The following is an 18,674-nucleotide window of genomic DNA, read 5'->3' on the forward strand; positions in this document are numbered from 1 at the left end:
GCGGTCGAACAACCCGGCTGTGAAGTAAGCCGGTTACTGCTGTCGGCCTGTCAGCTGAGGCACATGCGGACGTCTCGGTAGACGTACGTGCCGGAGACCCAGCCCTTTACGCCGGTCGTCCTGTCCGTGATGTAGAGCCAGTTACCGCTCTTCTTGTGCACGGTGAACTTGTGACTGCGGTAGAGCAACCCGACCGCGGTGGACTTCGTGGTGGCCTTGGACCGGATGGTCACGGCCTTCGTGTGGACCTCGTACGGCAGCGGCGGCAGAGACGAGCAGCTGCTCGCCGGAAGGGCAGTTGCCGCGGTGGCGACGGGCGCCGCGCTTGCGGCCGTAGCGGACAGCACCGGCACAGCGAGCGCGCCGAGCAGCGCAGCGGATATGGCAATACGGGTTGAGCGCATGCGGAAGAAACCTCCATGAGGCATAAGGCTTGAGGGGAAGGCACCGGGGCTTTGCTCCGGCGGCTGTATAAGAGTCCGGAGAATCGCCGGTTTGGCTAACCGGCGATCGTCGGCTATGTTCCGCCGCGCCGGTCGGCCTCGGAATTCAGCGGGATCGGCCAGGCGGGCGCGGAGCGGGGGCCTTCGGCAGGGCAGCCGGGCGGGTGAATGACGCTGCCGGACGGACCGGCGGGAGAGGGCCGGCCTCGCCTCTGAGCCGGTCGTCGCACCACCGAAGGGCCTCCTCGACCGTGGCGAAGCCGCCCTCGCGCAGGGTGTGGGTCCACGCGTCCGTGTCGACCTCCTCGACCACAACGCGGAACGGGGAGGGGGCTCGCTCGTCGAGAGCGCGCAGAGCCACGACGGTGACCATGTCGTCCGGGTCGTCGCTGGTGTAGGAGTAGCCCATCGCGTAGTGGTCGCCGTCACCCGCGAGGCGTTGCTCCAGCGCCCGCGTCGCCTCGTCCGCTGGCGGGGGACCCAGTTCCGGGTCGAGGCCGATGGCACCGGAGGGGCAGCCGCGGTGGATCAGCCAGGACTGCGCCATCGCGGGCAGCGGCAGCGGAGCCTTCTCGAAGGCGAACGTCCGCTCCTGCTGGTTCCGCTGCAGGTGCACGGCGACGTACTGGGGTGTGCCGGGGTGGCCCCACGTGGCGGTGCGGTCGAACAGGACGTAGTAGCTATGCACACCGTTGGCGGTGTGGTGTTCCGCCAGGGGGACGAGCATGTCGGACCGCACTTCGACCTGACGGTAGAAGTCGAGGTGAACCTGCTCGTCGGCGTCGAGGTCGTCCACGTCGAACTCGACTGCGGGAAGGGGCTTCCGGGCGGGTGCCGGTTCGCTGGGGGACAACAAGGGCCTTTCAGGAGTTCAGCGGTGCCGTGCTGGGGTGGACGGCCAGGCCCCGGGGCGAGCCGGGGGCTTCGGCACGTGGGTGGTGGGCGGCCGGCGCGCGGCGAACAGCGCGGCGCGGCCGGCATCGGTCAGTGCGACGGGTTGGCCGGCGTGCACGGCGTGGTCGGTATCACGGGAGTCCAGGCCGGCACCCTCCAGCTGCTGTAGCTCGGCGTAGGGGATGCGGGTGCCGGAGGCAGTGGTCACCGACATCCGGCCGGTCAGGAGATGCTCGTAGAGCTTGGCCCCGCCGGCGATGGCCAGCAGCGCCGCCTGGTCGGCAGTCGACAGCGGCGTTTCGCTGGGCGCCGAGGACGCTGCGGCGGCGGCCTCGATGGGCTCCAGGGCTGTGATCACCTTCAGGGCGGCAGCGTCGCGTACGGTGGCGGCCTCCTCCAACTGGTCCACGGTCCGGTCGATGCGCGCGAACAGGGCGCCGTCGACGGGGAACTCGCCGTGGACAGACGGTGGAGGAGAACGCGGTAGAAGGTCACGCCGGTCTCTGCCCGGGCCAGCTCGCGGTGCCGGTCGACCAGGTGGGCATGTGGCTCGTCGAGGACGCCGCGGTCGCGGTACGCCCACAGGGTGTCGACGTCATGGCCGGTGACGGCTTCGATGCGATGGTCGAGTGGGGACACCGCACGCCGGACTGCTGCCGGCGCGGGGTCAGGGGGCATAGGCGGGACTCCGTCGTTCAGCGGGCGTGATGGTGCGAGGGGTTGAGTGCGGGGCGGGGCAGGCCCGGCAGCGCGGAGGGCGGCGGAGCGGGTCGCGGTGCGGGGCCTCGGGTCGTGAGCTGCGGGGAGCGGGAGCGTGCCGCGTGGGTGCGGGCGCTCAGCGGCCGGCGGGCCATGCCCAGGCGGCGGCCGACCTCGTCGTAGACGTCGTTGCCCGCTCGCGGTCGGATCGCCACGACGTGGATCTCCCGCTGGTGCATGGACTCGGCGGGTGCCGGGCGGACGTCGTAGACGACGCGCCAGTCCTTGCGGGAGTCCACGAACAACTTGCGGTAGCCCTCCAGGTCGCCCGTGAGCCGGAGCCCGAAGCGCTGCGCGTTCACGACTTCCTGCAGGTAGGCGAGGGTGAGATCGCGGATGTCGCTGGGCGCCTGGAGGAGATCGGTCAGGGCTCGGGGGTCGAAACTCAGGCCGAAAGCCGGTTGCTGCCCCCCGTTCACGACGTCGGCTCGTCCGGCTCAGGGGGGCCGGCCGCCTCCGCCGCGCTCGCCGTCGCCTTCTCCGTACGCGCCGAGGGAGGCGGGCCCGGAAGGATCCGGTGGGCGGGACGCTCGGGTGAGGTCATGCAGGCCGACAGCGGACCGCCCGGCGCGCGGATCGCCGCGATGGCGTGGGTGAGGAAGTCCCGGTGCCACACGAACAGGCCGGAGAGGCCGGCTTCGGGGTCCTTGTGCTGCTGGTACGCAAGCCACAGGGCGTGAAGCCATGCAACGACGTCGTCGTGCTCCTGCCACTGCAGGCACCAGGGCGCCGCGGTGGTGACCTCCGCCCCGTAGACCGGGAGGAAGAAGTCGTCGACCCAGTCGGACAACGCGTCGAGCTCGTCCTCGCGCTCCTCCCCGTCCAGTTCCAGAATCGGGCGCGGCTCCGGCGGCGCAGCCGGGGGCGGTCCGCCGAGTCCCGGCATGCCGAACGCGGCGAACGGTGATCCGCCCGGAGCCGGGGCGGAGGCGAGATGGTCGAGCTGCTGGGCCTGCTGCGCCGACTGCTCCATCAGCCTGCGGACGCTCGCCTCGATTCCCTCCAGGTGGGGGTCCGGAATACGAACCGGCTCCAACTCCCCGCGGTCCGAGGGTTCTATGGATTCAGACATGGAACGTGGGGCCTCCTACGAGGTGCGGAAGAAAGGGGAAGCGGAAGCAGTGCGGGCCGGTCGACGGACTACCGGCGTCACGACGGGATACCGCTCGGGGCCAGAAGCGGCGTCGGGTTCTGCGAAGGAAAGGCGGTCGCAGCCTCAGACGGAGAGGTCCACGTCGTCCTGGGTGAGGGTTTCGCGGATCGTTTCGGTGAGTCGGTCGGCTGCGATGGACGCGTAGTGCTCGGTCTTCTCCACGCCGATGAAGTCGCGGCCTTCCAGCAGGGCGGCGACGCCCGTGGAGCCGGAGCCGGCGCAGAAGTCGAGCACCGTGCCGCCTTCGGGACTGATCTTGACCAGCTCGCGCATGACGGAGACCGGCTTCTGCGTGATGTGCTGGCGCTGCGTCCCCGAGGGCTGCGAAGCCGAGTACATGCCCGGTAGATAGACGGGGTTCCGGGAACCGTCGATCGGCCCCTTGCTCGCCCAGACGATGAATTCGCAGTTCTGGGTGAACCGGCCCTTCTGCGGCCTGGCCTGCGGCTTGTGCCAGGCCAGCACACCGCGCCACAGCCAGCCGGCCGCCTGGATCGCGTCCGTCGTGGTGGGGAGCTGCCGCCAGTCGGTGAACAGCAGCGCGGTGCCGCCGGTCTTCGTGAGGCGGTGGGCTTCGGTCATGATCTGCGTCAGCCAGAACCCGTAGCTGCGCTGGTCCATGTTCTCGCCGGTGAAGTCCGGCAGGGCGTGCTGGGCGTCGGCGGAGGTGTACTTCTGCTTCGCCGAGCGCGTGGTGCGCTCCTTCGCGGTCCGGCCGCCCGAGTTGTACGGCGGGTCGGTGATGACGGAGTCGACGCAGTCGTCCGGCAGGCCGGCGAGGACGCTGAGAGCGTCGCCCTGGTGCAGGGAAAAAGGCAAAGAGGGGCCCCAATTCGGGTGTGGAAGCGTGGAGGGAAGCTCCCGTCTCGCATACGAGTCCCCGCACAGGCCGGAATTGGGCATGAAGAAGCCCAGGCCGCAGACGGAGGAGGGCGAGGGGAGTCCAAAAACTGTAGAGGCGAATACGCCGACGACCAAGAAGTCCGCTGCTGACGTAGCGGATTCCGGCACCTCACGCCGACTTTTTGGTCAGCCGCCAATCCGGGCCTACTGTTTTTGAACCGCCCGGCGCACACCGCCGCTGGCTACTCCCCACCACGCCTCACGGAGGTACCCCCTGCCCCGGCACACCTAGACCACGACACGGCCATGCGGAGCGAGCGGCAACTCGCCCCCTGGCCATCACGATCGCCCACCCCGGCCGCCGCGCCCTTCCACCCGCCACGCGCACGCGGCACGCCGGACACCGCACCCCCAAGGACACACGTTCATGACGCCTTGCTACCCACCCATGCCCGAAATCGCTGACGCGCGAGCGGTCCGCGCCGGTTGAAGGCGGTCGCCGCCGGCATCGGCGTCGTCTTCCTCTCCCCACTGCTGCTCGCCGGGACGGCCATGATGATGGCCTCTTCCGCCGAAGCCGTGCAGACCTCCGGCTCTTTCAGCGGCTGCCTGACCGACATCGACTCCGACGAGGTCGCCAAGCACGTCACCGACATCCTCGACGGCGCGTCCGGCAAGGACGTCCACATCGAGGGCCTGGATCTGCCCGCCGAGCAGGTCCCCAACGCGCGGACCATCGTGGCCACCGGCATCAGCCTCGACGTGCCCAAGAAGGGCCAGATCATCGCGCTCGCCACCGCGATGCAGGAGTCGCGGCTGCGCAACCTCAACTACGGCGACCGGGACTCGCTCGGCTTGTTCCAGCAGCGTCCCTCACAGGGCTGGGGCACTGCCCAGCAGATCCGTGATCCTGTCTACGCCAGTGAGCGCTTCTACAAGGAGCTGCTCAAGGTCAACGGCTGGCAGCAGATGACCGTCACCCAGGCGGCACAGGCCGTGCAGAAGTCCGGCTACCCGGACGCGTACGCGCAGTGGGAGAACCTAGCCACCGCGCTCCAGACGGCCATCGCCAAAACCTTTCCCAGCACCGGCAAGGACAAGGACGACAAGGGGCCGGACAAGGGCGACGAGTCCGCGACCGGCACCACCGGCTGCGCTCCAGCCCAGGACGGATCCGGCTTCGGCCGCATCCCCGAGGGGAGCGTCCCGAAGGGATACAGGATCCCCAAGGATGCCGACCCCAGGGCCCGGAAGGCCCTGGACTGGGCGATGCACCAGCTCGGCACGCGGTACCAGTGGGGCGGCAGCTGCACCGACGCGCACGGCCCAGACCCGATGGGCCGCTGCGATTGCAGCTCGCTCATGCAGCAGGCGTACGCCCACGCCGGCATCACCCTCACCCGCACCACGTACACGCAGGTCAACGAAGGCAAGCCCGTCTCCCCCAGCCACCTCCAGCCCGGAGACCTGATCTTCAGCCGCGGCACCGCGAGCCGCCCCGAGCACGTCGGCATGTACATGGGCGAGGGCCTCGTGATCGAGGCCCCGCGCACCGGAAAGCCCGTCCGGATCACCTCGATCAAGGACTGGGACATCCTCGCCGCCCGCCGCGTCCTCTGACGCCGCTCCCGCCCGCACCCCGCTGCTGCGGGCGGGCCGCCGCCGCGGCCACTTCCCGCGCGCCGAGCGCGCCTCCCCCTCCGCTTCCCCCTTTCCCGCCGGCCCCTCGCTTGGCCTGCGTTCGCAAGGAGCCTCGCCACACCCATGTCCCTCCCTCTCGCAGACCGCGTCATCCAGCTCGCCTTCGACCCCGGCATCACCCCCGCGGGCGGCGGCCTGCCCGGCCTCGCCGTGCTGAAGAACGTCGTCAACTCGATCAACATGTTCGGGATCATCGCCGTCGTCGGCGCTCTCGCCGTCTCCCTCGGCGTGTGGGCCTGGGGCCACCACACCGGTGGCCACCAGGCCGAGGCCAACGGCAAGAAGGGCGCCGTCGTCGCCGCGGGCGCCGCTCTGGGCCTGGGCGCCGCGAACGGAATCGTCGCGTTCTTCTCGGCTCTCGGGTCTCAGGTCCACTGATGCAGAAACGATTCCCCTCCCCCTCCCTGTCCTCGTACGGCATCGGCTGGTCGGCCAACAAGCGGATCGCGATCGTCGCTCTGGTCGTCACCGTCCTGCTCGCGACCGCCGCCGCCGTCGCCTGGCTCAGCGGGAACGGCAACGGCCGCCAGGGTCCGGATCGCGCCGTCGCGGCGCCGGCGAGTAGCCCGTCCTCCTCCGAGGCCGCCCCGAAGCCCGCCGCCGGATCCGGATCGGTGCCCAAGCCCCCGCAGATCGCGGAGCCCGTCGCCTACGCCAAGGCCGTGGCCCAGATGCTGTGGTCCTACGACACCCGCAACACCAGCCGCGACCAGCAGCTCGCCAGCATGCGCGCGTGGATGACCAACGAGCCCACGTACGCCGACTGGGCATCGGTCTCCGGCCAAGTCCCGGATCCGGTGCTGTGGTCGCGCATGGCCGACCAGGACCAGCACGCCACCGCCAGTGTCACCGAGGGCCACTACCCCTCCGCGTTCAAGCAGGCCCTGGCCGACGACCCGTCCGCGATCACCAAGGCGTACATCTACGTCGTCACCGTCAACGGCAAGCAGCAGATCGCCTGGAAGAAGGGCGGCAGTGGAGCTGAGGAACGCGCCGTGACCCTGGCCGTGCAGTGCCGGCCCAACCACGATTGCGCCCTGGCCGCCATCGCTCCGAGCGTCACGCAGTGACCCGCGCCTGACACAAGAAAGGAGGGGCAACTCTCCGTGGGTTTCTGTGATTTCCCCCTGGCGGACAAGCTGTGCGCCGTCGGCGACGCGGTCGACTTCGCCTCGGATCCCGGCAAGGCCATCGGTGACTGGATGGCGAAGTCGGCAGGCGAACTCGCTGCCGCCGCTGCCGACCTGGCGGCCAAGGCCGTCAACACCACCACGAAGGTCGACCTGAACGCCGGCTGGTTCCGCGACAACTACGAGATGCTGCTGCCGCTGGGCCTGGTCCTGCTGGTCGCAACCTTCTGCGCACAGCTCGTCCGGGCCGCCGTCAGACGCGACGGACAAGCCCTCACACAGGCATTCACCGGCACCATGTCGGGCGTCCTGTTCGCCTTCTGCGCCATCGCCTTCACCACGGTCGCCGTCGAGGTGGTCGACGCGATCTCCGACGGCCTGTTCAAGGCCGCGAGCCTGGACATCGAGTCGGCCGTGCGCCGCATCGTGAAGGTGAGCCAGATCGGCGCCCTGGCCGGGCTCGGCTGGCTCGTCCCGGTCGTGGCCGGCCTCGGCGCCGCCATCGGCGCCTTCCTCTACTGGTGCGTGATGATGGTCCGCAAGGTCGGCATCCTCGTCATGGTCACCCTGGCGATCTTCGCCAGTGCCGGCGGCGGCTGGGAGGTCGCACGCCGCTGGCGCAAGGGCTGGATCGAAGCCACCGCCACCCTCGTCGTTTCCAAGCTGTTGATGACCGTGATCTTCGTGCTCGGCATCGCCGCCATGGGCAAGACCGAGGCCAAGGACGGCATCGGTGCCCTCGCCGACGTCATGTCCGGCATCGTGATCATGGTCCTGGTACTGCTGTGCCCGTACGCGGTGTTCAAATTCGTGCACTGGGCAGCCGACGGAACCGACGGCGAGTCCATCCACCGCGCCGGCGGCGCCGGAGCCCAAGTCGCCAAGGCACACGCCGAGAACGCGACCCGCAAGGCCGCGGCGGCAGCCGCCACCGCCGGAACCGGCGGTGCGGCAGCCGGAGCAGGCGCCGCTCCGCAAGGCCCCGACGCCGCAGGCGGAGGCGGCTTCCCGGGCGACATCGCCTCCCACTCGACCGGTGGAGGCGGTGGCAAGGAAGACGCGCAAGGCGGTGGCACGGGCGTCTCGCCCGGTGGTGATGCCATCAAGTCCGGCCTGGAGAAGGCCGTCCAGCCCCCGCCGACGAGCGTCTCCGACGACACCAGCAGCCAGGTGGGAGGCAGCCCAGGCCCGGGTGGGTCCGGACCGAGCGCCGCGTCCAGCCAGGGCGGCGGATGGCAGTCCGCTCCCCCGACCACGACCCCGCCGCCCCAGGGCGCACCGCCGTCCTCCAGCCAACAGAACGCCACGACCAGCGGACCGGCTGGGCCGCCCCCGCCCCCGACCGGCCCCTGATCCTCTGCCCGCTTCCGGGGGCGGGACGCACCGCGCGCTCCCGCCCCCGGGCCCCCACCCGCGCCTCCAGGACCCGCCCCATGACTGACCTTTCCGTCGCCCCGGTCACGGTGAAATTCCCGCACCGGTCCCGTCGCGGCATCCTCCTCGGCCTCTCCCTTCCCCAACTCGTCCTCGTGTCGTGCACACTGGCCCTGCTGCTGATGACGGTGCTCTCCACCGGGCTGCTCGGCGCCGTCGCCCTGACCCCGCTCTGGGCCGCCTCGGGCGCTCTCGTCGCGATACGCCGGCACGGCCGCTCCCTGATTGACTGGGCGCCGATCGTCACCCGCTACGCGCAGCGCCGACGCACCGGCCAGACGCTCTGGCTCGCCCGGCCCGTCACCCGGCCCCGGCAGGAAGGCGTCCTTCACCTGCCCGGCACCACCGCCTCCCTCAAGGTGGTCACCCCCGGCGACTCCGCCAACGGCGCTGCAGCGGTCCACGACCCGCACCGGCAGACCCTGACCGCCATCGCCCGCGTCACCTCTCGCGCCTTCGCCCTCCTCGACCCCGCCACCCAGAACCACAACGTGGCCAGTTGGGGACGTGCGCTCGCGGGCATCGCACGGACCGGACACATCGCTACCGTGCAGGTCCTGGAGCGCACCGTCCCCGACAGCGGCGACACCCTCACCCGCCACTGGACCCAGAACGGGCAGCCCCAGGCCCCAGTCGCCGGACAGATCTACTCGGAACTGGTCGCCTCGGCCGGCCCCGCCGCCGCCCCGCACGAGACCTACCTCGCCATCTCCCTCGACCTGAAGGCCGCCAAGCGCCTGATCAGCCAGGCCGGCGGCGGACTGCCGGGCGCGTTCACCGTCATGGAGCAGACGACCGCCTCCATCGCCCAGGCCGCCCGGAACGCCGGGCTCATGGTCACGGACTGGCTGAGCGCCCGGGAGATCGCCGCCGTCATCCGCACCGCCTACGACCCGAAGGCCCTCGCCGCGCTCCAGCAGTGGTCCGACACCGGCCGCGCCGAGGCGGACCCCGCAGCCGCCGGACCTGTCGTCCAGCTCGAGGAGTACGACCGCCTCGCCACCGACTCCGCCCGCCACGCCACGTACTGGGTGGAGAACTGGCCGCGCACCGAAATGGGAGCCGGCTTCCTGCACGGGATCATGTTCACGGCCGGAGTGCGGCGCAGCCTGTCCCTTATATACGCGCCGCAGGGGCTCGAGTCTGCGCTGCGGGACGTCCAGCGGAAGAAGGCCGCGATCATCGCCGACGCGAACGAGCGCGCCCGCCGGGGACAGGTCGACAGCGAGGAAGACTCCGTCGAGTACGCCGACGTCAAAATGCGAGAGCGCCAGCTCATCGCCGGGCACGCGGACGTGGCCCTGACCGGCCTGGTCACCGTCACGGCCGAGACCGATGCCCTCCTGGACGCGGCCTGCGCGCAGATCGAGACCAGCGCCGTCACCTCCGGCGTCGATCTGCGACGGCTCAACTACCAGCAGCCCGACGCCTTCACCCTCACCGCGCTGCCGCTCGCGCGGACCGCCCTGTGACGGACCCATCCCTTTTCGATCAAGGCGTGGCAGAGCAAACGCTGCCCGCCGCCCCCTGCCTCCCGGCAGGAAGGACCACCACCATTGACCTCTCACACTCCACAGGACGCGCACCCCTACCTTCGCGCCGCGAGCGCCGGAGTCCGCCACCACACCCGTGCACTGGCACCGTCGGACACAGGCCCTCCCGGCCGGCAGACCGACTGCACCTTGACTTGCTCCACGCCCACCTCACCACCCTGCACCAGCTCCTCGACCGGCTCGCCGAGACCACCCGGCCACCGCACCCCACCGCCGGCCGCCGCCTGGCCACCGCGCACACCCACCTGTGGCAGGCCGCCAGCGAAGTCCACGCCGCCTTCCACCTGCTGCCCAGCAACACGACGGCGGGCAGCGAAGCAAGCGCGTGCCGTCCGGAGCGGCTGCCCGAGGGACCGCCCGTGCTGACCATCTGCCAGCGCCACCTCGCCGCCGGCCACGTGGTCCGGCGCAAGACCACCCCCACCGACCTCCGCGCGCACACCACGGCCTGTGCGCAATGAGCATTACCCGCAGAATCGAGGGCCCCCGATGAGCCACCGGCCCGCCCGCCGCGCCCGCCGCGCTTCCGCGTCTCCGCTCTTCACTCCCCACAGAACGGACCGGGCCAGCCGCAAAGAGGCCCGTCGCCAGCTCGCCGAAGCCACCGCCAAGGCCCGCGCCGAAGCCAGCGCCCACCAGACAGAGACCACACGCGCCGAGCACGAGACTCCCGCCGCCCTCTACCCCTCAAGCGGACGCCCCGGACCCGCCTCCGCTCGCAGGAACCGGCTGAAGCTCCCCGCACACCGCATGACCACCGCCGTGGCCGCCGGCGCGTACCCATTCCTGGCGGAGGGCGGCCTCGGCGCGGAAGGCATTTACATCGGCCGCGATGTACACGCCGAGGCATCATTCGTCTTCGACCCCTTCGCGCTGTACGGCAAGGTCGAGGGCTTCACCAACCCGAATCTCCTCCTCGCCGGAGTCATCGGCCAGGGCAAGAGCGCGCTGGCCAAGTCCTTCGCGCTGCGCTCTGTGGCCTTCGGGTACCGCGTCTACGTCCCGTGTGACCCCAAGGGTGAGTGGACACCGGTGGCGGAAGCCCTCGGCGGCCGATCCGTAGCCCTCGGGCCCGGACTGCCCGGCAGGCTCAATCCCCTGGACGCGGCCCCGCGCCCGGAAAGCGTCTCCGAGGCCGACTGGGTCGGCGAGATCCGTAAGCGGCGCCTTCTCCTGCTCGGTTCCCTGGCCCGCACCGTCCTGGGTCGGGAGCTGATGCCCATGGAGCACACGGCCCTGGACGTCGCCCTCGACGCCGTCGTCACCCGCGCCGCCGACACCGGCAGCACCCCGCTCCTCGGTGACGTAGCCGCCACCCTCAACAACTCCGGCGCGCTCGACGAGGCCGCCGGGATGATGTCAGGCCAACTCGGCGACGCCGCCCGCGACCTGGCCCACGCCATGCGCCGCCTCGTCCACGGTGACCTGGCCGGCATGTTCGACGCCCCCTCCACGGTCGCCTTCGATCCCAGCGCACCGATGCTCACCATAGACCTGTCCCGACTCGGCGGCTCGGGGGACGACACGGCGCTGGTCCTGGCGATGACGTGCGCCTCCGCCTGGATGGAGTCCGCCCTCTCTGACCCGAACGGCGGCCGACGCTGGATTGTGTACGACGAGGCGTGGAGGTTGATGCGGCACGTCGGGCTGCTGCAGCGAATGCAGGCCCAATGGAAGCTCTCCCGCGGACTCGGCATCGCCAACCTGATGGTGATCCACCGGCTGTCCGACCTGCTCACCGCCGGCGATGCCGGATCCCAGGGCCGCGCCCTGGCCGAGGGCCTTCTCGCCGACTGCAGCACCCGCATCATCTACCGCCAGGAGACCGACCAGCTCCACGCCGCGGCCTCCCTGCTCGGCCTGACCTCCGTCGAGATGGACGCCATCGCGCACCTCAACCGAGGGCGTGGCCTGTGGAAGGTCGCCGGGCGATCGTTCATCGTTCAACATCTTTTGCATTCGTGCGAGCTGTCGCTGTTCAACACCGACGCCCGCATGCACTGAGAAGTCCCGCGAGTTCACCCCAACTGGCAGTGACCCCGCGTTCTGCCGCCGACCGCCACCAATCGATGGAGCGCGTGATCTTCGGCTGGACCGATGTCCACGCCGATCAGGCCGCCCTCTTCGGACCGTGACCGCACGACGATCCTGCTGCCACTCACCGCCAGTCAATCAGAACGGACCTCTCCCTGCCCTACCAAGATCCGGAACAGCGCGAGACCTCGCCCAACACGCTTCACCGCTACGCCCGCCGGGACGCCGAGCCCTTCCTGGCCGCGCACCTGCTCCCCGACGAGCCGCTGCCGCTTCCCGACCTGACTCCCTACCTCACCGCGCTCGCCATGTCGGAGACGCCCGCCGAGGTCAGCGCCGTCACCCGTCGGCTCGTCGAAGCCACCACGCCCGTACTCGACCACATAGCCGGCCACTTCGTGGCCATAGCCCTCTGGGCCGGCCATGAGCACCGCCACACACCACAGGCGGTGCGCCTGCTACGTGACGCCGCCCACGGTGTCCGCCTGGCGCCGGCACAGGTCACCCAGGCCGATCTGGAGAACCTGCGTGCCCACTACACCCCGCCCGCAGTAGGCCCGGACGAAGACAGGGCCGTCCAGCCAGCCGCGGCCCGTCCCCGGTCGTTGGGGCCTTCGTCTGCCTCCGGCCCTCCGCGCTCCCGCCGCTAGAGCGCCACGAATCTCCTTGGGAGCACATGCCCACACTCCGCGCTGATCTCTCCGCCTTCGCCGACGCCCTGGCCGACCGGTTGCCCGGCCAGTGGACCACCGAATACGTCCGACACGCTTCCTGCGACGAGCAGTTCGCCAGCGCCGAGGCGCTCTGGGACGTCGGCCACGTCGACTACATCGTCAGCCAGTACGTCCTCAGTCACCACGCCGTCCTGCGCGACCAGGACGGACGACAGCTCTATCTCGCCGATCGACCCTTGTACCGGCACCAGTTCGTCGTGGCACCGCTGGAGCCCGAAGGGCCCGGCATCAAGCCCCATCACTTCTCTGGAGTCGAGGAACCGAACGGCATCGCCGTTCGTGCCCAGCCAGCGCGGGCAGCCGCGCAGGTCACCCGGCGCCTGCTGCCCCGCTACCAGCGGGCCTTGGACACCGTGCTGCACAACGCAACCATTCAGCCAGAGCCGCCGCACCGCCCCGGACCGCCGCAGGTGGCCGACGTCGTGACCCTGACCTGGTACGAGGACGGCGCGCTCGGCACTCCGTACAAGGACGTCCCCGAGGAAGCCCGCACGGTGCTTTACGCCCTCGGATTCCAGTACCACCCGCACCAGGCCGCATTCCTGTTGCCCGCCGTTTACGGCGAGGACGGCCGCGCTCTCCGCCTGCAGGCCCTGGTGCACCACCTCGCCCCAAAGGGCATCGGTGTCAACCTCCGCCACACCACCACACCGACCACCCTCACCACGCGGCAGCCCGTTCCCGCCCCGACCAGCGCCGCAGCCACCTTGCGCCACCGATAGGCCGACCGCCGGACCGGCCACGCGCGCCTACCCGTTCCCCCCTCTTCCCCAGTACGAGGAGCCCCCATCCGCACCATCCGCCGCACCCTGCCCTTGATCACCGCCACACTCTGCGTCGCCCTGGCTACGACCGCCTGCACCAACGACGCCAGCAGTCCCTCGGCCAAGAAGACAGCGCCCAGCGCCACCGCCGCGCCGGTGGCGACCCCCGCGCTCACGCCGGCGCAGGCACGCGACGCCATCACCCGCTACTCGACGACCAACAACCTCGCGCACGTCAAGCAGGACCGCGCGTTCCTCGACACCGTCGAGGACGGTCCCCGTTACGCGATGTCGCTGGCCGACCTCAAGCAGGACGAGGCGCTGCCGCAGGCGGACCGCCAGCCGTACCGGCTGTGGTCGTACGACCTGTCGGCGACCGAGTTGTACATCCCGCGCCTGAACAGCGGACAGCAGCGGTGGTTCGCCGCCGTCACCAGGGGCGGCAGCCAGCAGCAGTTCGCCCGCGTCCTGGTCATGGCCGAGAACACGAAGTCGAAGCAGTGGGAGATGGTGGCCACCGTCGACGTCGACGATCCCAAGCAGCTCCCGCAGATCGTGCTCGACAAGGATGGTTACGCCACCGCCATCGACGCCTCCTCGAAGTCCCTGGCCGCACCGGTCGGCCAGCTCCGCTCGGCGGTGACCGACAACTTCGCCACCGGAGGCGAGCTGACCGGGAAGAAGGTCTTCACTTCGAACCAGACCTCCCAGCGGCAGATCAAGGTGCACGACGAGACGACCCGGAAGTTCGGCCCGCGCGGCACCACCCGCTTCACTGCCGCCGACCCGCAGTTCACCGACGCGTACGCGCTGAAGACCACCACGGGCGCGCTCGTCGTCTTCTCCCACACGCACACCCAGCACGACGCCGTCGCCGCCCCGGGTCTGCGGATCATTCCGGAGAAGGAGGACCGCGCCTGGCTCGGCACCAGCCCCAGCCCCGCCTTCACCTACACGTTCACCTGCTCGGACATCGCCGCCGTCCCGAGCGTGCCTGAGGCGTCCAGCCTCCTCGGCTACAGCTGCCGCCGCACCGACGCCAAGGCGGCCGGCCCCAGCGCCTCTGTCTAGAAGGACCCGTGGCCGAACCTCCCGCCGCCGGGCCAGGCACCGGCCTCGACAGAACTGCCCCGACCCCGCCGCACGTCCCGCCCGCCGGCCCAGCACCCACCCAGTGATCCTGCAACGCCCTGGAGGCCCCTCCTGTCGACCGGTTCCTTCATCGCTCGCTCCACCGAGACCGGCTACACCGGCATATACGTCCATCTCGACGGCCAGCCGAGCGAGAAACTGCCCATCCTCCTCACTGCCCACCGGTACCGGTTCGGCCGTGACGTCGAGGCTACGGCGCAGCATCTCGTGGATGGCGTCGCCGTGGGATGGGACGAGCTGGGCACTGATCTCCTGGACGGTGCCCCGCCCGAGATCCTCTCGTCGCTGACCGGCGGTGAACAGTGGGCCAGCAGCACCCTGGACCACCTGGTCACGCCCGACGGCTCCCCGCCGGTCCGCATGACGGTCACCGAGAAGACCGCCGCCGATCTGGACGTGCAGTGGGGGTACACCTTTCGCCCCCACGGGATCGAAGTGATCAGCGTGCTCCACGCCACCGCCGGTCCTCTCGTCGCGTGGGGCACCGACCCCCGCGCCCGGTTCAGCAACCACCCGGCGCACTGGTCTGCCCCCGCCTCGGCCGCCGCGCCACCGGCCCGTCCCGCCCCCACCTCGCCTTCGGTTGGTCCCCGCACCGCTGCCCGCCGCTGACCCTTCCCGCCCGCGCTTCCCGGAGATTTCCCTGCCCACGCCCCCGATCACAATCGTCATCGCCAGCCGCCTGCGCGAGGACCGCCTCGATTACCTGACAGCCATGCACGCCAGCCTCACCCGGCAGTCCGTGCCGTGGGAGGCAGTGATCGCCCTCGACGGCGCCGACCCGAGCCGCCTGCCCGCCCCTCTCGCGGCGGACCCGCGCATCCGCACCCTCACGCTGCCCCGCCCCGTCGGCGCCGCCTGCGCCCGCAACCTCGCCCTCACCCAGGTCCGCACCAAGTACGTGAACTGGGCAGACGATGACGACGAGTTCACCGACGACGCCATGACGGCACGGCTGTCCGCCCTCGAATCCACAGGGGTGGGCTGGTGCGCCGGCTGGAGTGAGGACCTGCACCCCGACGGCTCGACCACCCTGTGGCGCTGCCCGACGCCGCCAGGCCGACACGAGGCCGGCGACGTCATGAACTACTGGGCACGGCCGCAGGACACGATCCCGATCGGGCCGACCACGATCCTCGCCCGCACCGATCTCGTACGAGCAGCCCCGATGGGCGGCCTCGTCCAGGGCGAGGACTATATGGCGGCCGTCGGCATCACGGTCCTCGCCCCGGGAATCCTGCTGCGCCTGCCGGTCTACCGATACCGCAAGCACCCGGGGCAGATGACGCAGCAGGCGTCGTACGACCAGCTTGAGGCGGCGGCCCGCGAGCACGCGCACGGCTACGGACTCAGCCTGCGGGCCGCTCTTCGTACCCGCGAGTGGAGGAGTCCGGCTTCCGCCGTGGCGAGGCAGGCGTCTACCGCCTTCCGGCCGACCACGCGGATGCCTACCGCGCCAAGGCCGACCTGATCAGCTGCGCCGAGCCGCACCGCACCAGCGTATCCACCAGCAGCCGGCGCTTCATCGGCGACGCTGCTCGCGACCTCTCGCGCCTTCTGCCCGGCCAGTGGAGTGCGACGGTCGAGATCTACTCCCACCCGGTCTGGCAGGAAGACCTCGTGCCCTGGATATGGGACAGCGGCGAACTCGGCCGGGCCCTCCAGACCGAGCGGATTCCCTACGCCGCCACCCTCACCGACATGGTGCACGGCACCACCCTGCTGCTCACCGAGCGCCCCGGACGCCAACTCGACTATCTCATCGGGGCCTTCGCACCGAAGGGGCTGGAGGAGGGCTTCGGCGATCCGCACGCCCCGCGCAGCATCGTCCTGCCGCCATTCCCCGGACGTGCGGCCCAGGCCGTCGCCGACCGGTACCTCCCTTCCTACGAGCAGGCCGTCCATGCCCGCCGGACCGCGGCCATCTCCACCGTGCTCCAGCGCATCCGCTCCGAGCGCGACACCTGGCAGGCCATGGCCGCCTCCGCCCGCGACAGCGACGCCACCCCGTTCAGCGCCAATGCCCTCGGCGCCGCGACCGAGGAATTCCTCGACCACGCCTGGCGCAGCTTCCTCACCGTCGTGGACCACGCCCCGACTCTGCTCGACCGATGCCGGCCCCCCAGCAGCCCATGGCCACAGGACGCCGCAGCGCTCTCCCGCCTGGCCGACGCCGTGGCCGACGCCGAGGTCCTGCTGGAGGAGGCGTCCACACCGGGCCTCTCCCACCCCAGGAACGCCACGCGCGGGCGTGGCCGACCATCGAGACCTGGCTCACCGACGGAGAACCCTTCCTGCGCCAAGCCCGCGTGAGCGCACCGCACCGGCGCCCGTCCCTCGCCGTATCCGCGCCGCTGCGCCCCCTGCCTGCCACCCGTCCGGCACCCCGCCGCTGACCTGCTCCACCACCGACCTCGTGAGGAGTTGCCCGCCCTCTTGGAACCCGGCACCCACTTTGTCTTCGGCACCCACAAGGAACACGGCTTCGTCGCCTCCTTCACTTCCTCCATGCCTTCGCACCTTGCCCAGTGGTTCTTGCTGCGCGAAGAGTTCGAACCCGTCGCCAGCCAACCCGGGCTGTTCAGGCTCAGCGAACCCGCACGCGACGGCCCTCGCCGCACCCGCCAGGCCGTCCACGATCTACGGCGCCAGGGCTACGCCGTGCACGCCGACATAGCTCTCGACCCCTCCGCTTCGGCCAGCCCACCACGGCCCGCTTTGCCGAACGGGCTCCTGGAACGCCGCAGCCGTCTCGCCCAGGCCGCCGCCGGCCGCACGACACAGCGCGGCACGGCGCCCACCACCTCGCCCCCCTCGGCCCGGCCGATTCCGCCGAAGCCCACCTACGCGCCGACCGTCCACCTGACGGCCTCCGGTGGCGGGCGATCTCGATGACGCCCGGAAGCGACCCGGCCCCCGAAAGCCCGCTGCCCGTGGCAGGCGACCTCGGAACCCGAGCACGCGACTTCCGTCTCCGGATGGCCGTCATCGCCCGCGAGACCGAGATCGCGCTCGACATGACCCGCGACCGCTACGGCCGCACCGTTCACGAAGGCGCCGCAGCAGCCGCACGAGTCCACCGCGACAAGGCCGCCGTGGAGGCGTACGCCACGCACCTCGCCCCGCATGCCGATGCACTGCTCGATGCCGCCCGCCGCGCGCTCAACGAGCTGCCGCCCGCCCGGCATGTCACCGGGTGGCGGACCGTGCTGGACGGCCTCGCCGTCTCCGCCGCCGAGATCCGGCGGGCACTCGACCGGCCCGCTGCCTCCGGCTCGGCAGCCGAACGCGGGCAGCATGCGGCCTTGTGGCCCCACCTCGCCGCGTGGGCGGACCATGGCTTCGTCGCCGGCAACCTCGCCGACCAGAACCCGCACCAGCATCACAAGGCCCCGCTGACCGACGAAGAACAGCAGGCGTGGACTGAGCGGGCCCAGGCCGCGCAGCGGCGAGGCGAGCTGGAGCTGACCGAGTCGTGGTACGCCGCTGACGGGCAGCCCATCACCCTCGCCCACCTGATCGAGGACGACGACTCGACGGTGGTCGCCCTCAGAGGAGATCCGGACGCCCCCGGCTGGCAGGTGATCGGGCACTTCGCCCACGAGTACGAGGCCGGACAGGCGCTTCCCGCCGCGGTCCCGCCCGGCGTGCTGCGCGCGGACGCCTCGGGATTCAACCGCCCCGTACCCACCCCCGAGGTATCGCTGCAGGAACTCATCCGGGACGTCATCGAGGCCCAGCACGCCGGTGACGCGTCCAACGCGCTCCTCGGCGCCACCCAACGCGGCTACCACGCGGGCCCAATGGTCCGCCTTCAGGAACTCCTGGAGACCGCAGGTCAGTTCGCCAGCGCACTGGAGACCGTCCGGGGCCGGCAGATCGCCGCCCGGCTCACCGCACTCGGCCGACAGATCGACTTCCTCACCCGCGAAGTGCATGACGCGGCCGAGGACCTCGGGGCGACCGTCGCCGTTCTACCGCCGCACCGCACCCCCGTCCTACGGGTCCGCCCGCGCCCCGCCGTGGACACCACCCCACCCGCGCCGCCAGCGCGCACCACCACCGCCCGCCACCGCTAGG

At 71.0% G+C, this 18,674-nt stretch carries 20 protein-coding genes and 2 pseudogenes; 16 read left to right on the forward strand and 6 right to left on the reverse strand.

The genetic code is table 11. From position 1 onward, the window contains the following. Positions 1-50: 50 nt before the first annotated feature. The 3 genes and pseudogenes from ABZU99_RS27570 to ABZU99_RS27580 all read right to left on the reverse strand — a co-directional run bounded on the left by ABZU99_RS27570 (position 51) and on the right by ABZU99_RS27580 (position 1,922). Positions 51-404 (reverse strand): SH3 domain-containing protein, encoded by a 354-nt coding sequence (locus ABZU99_RS27570; RefSeq protein WP_356047198.1) that lies wholly within the window; start codon positions 402-404, stop codon positions 51-53. A gap of 145 nt (positions 405-549) precedes the next feature. Further along, positions 550-1,299 (reverse strand): hypothetical protein, encoded by a 750-nt coding sequence (locus tag ABZU99_RS27575; protein ID WP_356047200.1) that lies wholly within the window; start codon positions 1,297-1,299, stop codon positions 550-552. A gap of 15 nt (positions 1,300-1,314) precedes the next feature. Next, positions 1,315-1,922: pseudogene (locus tag ABZU99_RS27580) on the reverse strand (hypothetical protein). On the opposite strand from ABZU99_RS27580, the gene ABZU99_RS27585 reads away from it, so the two are divergent. Continuing rightward, positions 1,806-2,045, forward strand: a complete 240-nt coding sequence (locus ABZU99_RS27585; RefSeq protein WP_356047364.1) for a hypothetical protein — start codon at positions 1,806-1,808, stop codon at positions 2,043-2,045. The pseudogene ABZU99_RS27580 and the gene ABZU99_RS27585 sit on opposite strands and share 117 nt — an antisense overlap. On the opposite strand, the gene ABZU99_RS27590 is transcribed toward ABZU99_RS27585, so the two are convergent. The 3 genes from ABZU99_RS27590 to ABZU99_RS27600 form a co-directional block, all read right to left on the reverse strand. Beyond that, positions 2,033-2,515, reverse strand: coding sequence for a hypothetical protein (locus ABZU99_RS27590; RefSeq protein WP_356047202.1), 483 nt, complete (start codon positions 2,513-2,515; stop codon positions 2,033-2,035). The two genes, ABZU99_RS27585 and ABZU99_RS27590, sit on opposite strands and share 13 nt — an antisense overlap. Then, entirely contained in the window at positions 2,512-3,069 is a 558-nt protein-coding gene (locus ABZU99_RS27595) for a DUF4913 domain-containing protein (protein ID WP_185923689.1), read from the reverse strand. Before ABZU99_RS27595 ends, ABZU99_RS27590 begins: the two co-directional genes overlap by 4 nt. A 243-nt stretch (positions 3,070-3,312) precedes the next feature. Then, entirely contained in the window at positions 3,313-4,068 is a 756-nt protein-coding gene (locus ABZU99_RS27600; RefSeq protein WP_126887818.1) for a site-specific DNA-methyltransferase, read from the reverse strand. 510 nt (positions 4,069-4,578) lie between these two features. Between ABZU99_RS27600 and ABZU99_RS27605 the strand changes: the two genes are divergently transcribed. The 15 genes and pseudogenes from ABZU99_RS27605 to ABZU99_RS27675 all read left to right on the forward strand — a co-directional run bounded on the left by ABZU99_RS27605 (position 4,579) and on the right by ABZU99_RS27675 (position 18,673). Continuing rightward, the gene (locus ABZU99_RS27605; protein ID WP_356047204.1) at positions 4,579-5,712 is read left to right on the forward strand and encodes an NlpC/P60 family protein; all 1,134 of its coding nucleotides are present in this window, start codon (positions 4,579-4,581) and stop codon (positions 5,710-5,712) included. A gap of 144 nt (positions 5,713-5,856) precedes the next feature. Beyond that, on the forward strand, positions 5,857-6,171 hold the full coding sequence (locus ABZU99_RS27610; protein ID WP_030958031.1) for a DUF6112 family protein: 315 nt from the start codon (positions 5,857-5,859) through the stop codon (positions 6,169-6,171). Then, entirely contained in the window at positions 6,171-6,863 is a 693-nt protein-coding gene (locus tag ABZU99_RS27615) for a hypothetical protein (RefSeq protein WP_356047207.1), read from the forward strand. Before ABZU99_RS27610 ends, ABZU99_RS27615 begins: the two co-directional genes overlap by 1 nt. A gap of 36 nt (positions 6,864-6,899) precedes the next feature. Then, complete coding sequence (locus ABZU99_RS27620; RefSeq protein WP_215176156.1) at positions 6,900-8,276, forward strand: type IV secretion system protein; 1,377 nt, start codon at positions 6,900-6,902, stop codon at positions 8,274-8,276. An 80-nt stretch (positions 8,277-8,356) separates the two neighbouring features. Next, positions 8,357-9,829 carry an SCO6880 family protein gene (locus ABZU99_RS27625; RefSeq protein ID WP_356047209.1) on the forward strand — a complete coding sequence of 491 codons (1,473 nt, stop codon included), beginning with the start codon at positions 8,357-8,359 and terminating at the stop codon, positions 9,827-9,829. An 84-nt stretch (positions 9,830-9,913) separates the two neighbouring features. Further along, a pseudogene (locus ABZU99_RS27630) lies at positions 9,914-10,371 on the forward strand (DUF6238 family protein). Positions 10,372-10,399: 28 nt separating this feature from the next. Beyond that, complete coding sequence (locus ABZU99_RS27635) at positions 10,400-11,914, forward strand: ATP-binding protein (RefSeq protein WP_356047211.1); 1,515 nt, start codon at positions 10,400-10,402, stop codon at positions 11,912-11,914. Between the two features lie 338 nt (positions 11,915-12,252). Next, entirely contained in the window at positions 12,253-12,594 is a 342-nt protein-coding gene (locus ABZU99_RS27640; protein WP_356047213.1) for a hypothetical protein, read from the forward strand. A gap of 26 nt (positions 12,595-12,620) precedes the next feature. Beyond that, entirely contained in the window at positions 12,621-13,400 is a 780-nt protein-coding gene (locus ABZU99_RS27645) for a hypothetical protein (RefSeq protein WP_356047215.1), read from the forward strand. Positions 13,401-13,493: 93 nt separating this feature from the next. Continuing rightward, the gene (locus ABZU99_RS27650; RefSeq protein ID WP_356047217.1) at positions 13,494-14,513 is read left to right on the forward strand and encodes a hypothetical protein; all 1,020 of its coding nucleotides are present in this window, start codon (positions 13,494-13,496) and stop codon (positions 14,511-14,513) included. A gap of 303 nt (positions 14,514-14,816) precedes the next feature. Next, positions 14,817-15,206, forward strand: a complete 390-nt coding sequence (locus ABZU99_RS27655; protein WP_356047219.1) for a hypothetical protein — start codon at positions 14,817-14,819, stop codon at positions 15,204-15,206. A gap of 52 nt (positions 15,207-15,258) precedes the next feature. Beyond that, positions 15,259-16,065, forward strand: a complete 807-nt coding sequence (locus tag ABZU99_RS27660) for a glycosyltransferase (RefSeq protein ID WP_356047354.1) — start codon at positions 15,259-15,261, stop codon at positions 16,063-16,065. Further along, the gene (locus tag ABZU99_RS27665; RefSeq protein WP_356047221.1) at positions 15,975-16,907 is read left to right on the forward strand and encodes a hypothetical protein; all 933 of its coding nucleotides are present in this window, start codon (positions 15,975-15,977) and stop codon (positions 16,905-16,907) included. Before ABZU99_RS27660 ends, ABZU99_RS27665 begins: the two co-directional genes overlap by 91 nt. 123 nt (positions 16,908-17,030) lie before the next feature. Further along, on the forward strand, positions 17,031-17,489 hold the full coding sequence (locus ABZU99_RS27670; RefSeq protein WP_356047223.1) for a hypothetical protein: 459 nt from the start codon (positions 17,031-17,033) through the stop codon (positions 17,487-17,489). Continuing rightward, positions 17,486-18,673 (forward strand): hypothetical protein, encoded by a 1,188-nt coding sequence (locus ABZU99_RS27675; RefSeq protein ID WP_356047225.1) that lies wholly within the window; start codon positions 17,486-17,488, stop codon positions 18,671-18,673. The genes ABZU99_RS27670 and ABZU99_RS27675 overlap by 4 nt, the downstream gene beginning before the upstream one ends. Position 18,674: the final 1 nt, after the last annotated feature.

Source organism: Streptomyces sp. NPDC005266 (assembly GCF_040607655.1).
Classification (GTDB): domain Bacteria; phylum Actinomycetota; class Actinomycetes; order Streptomycetales; family Streptomycetaceae; genus Streptomyces.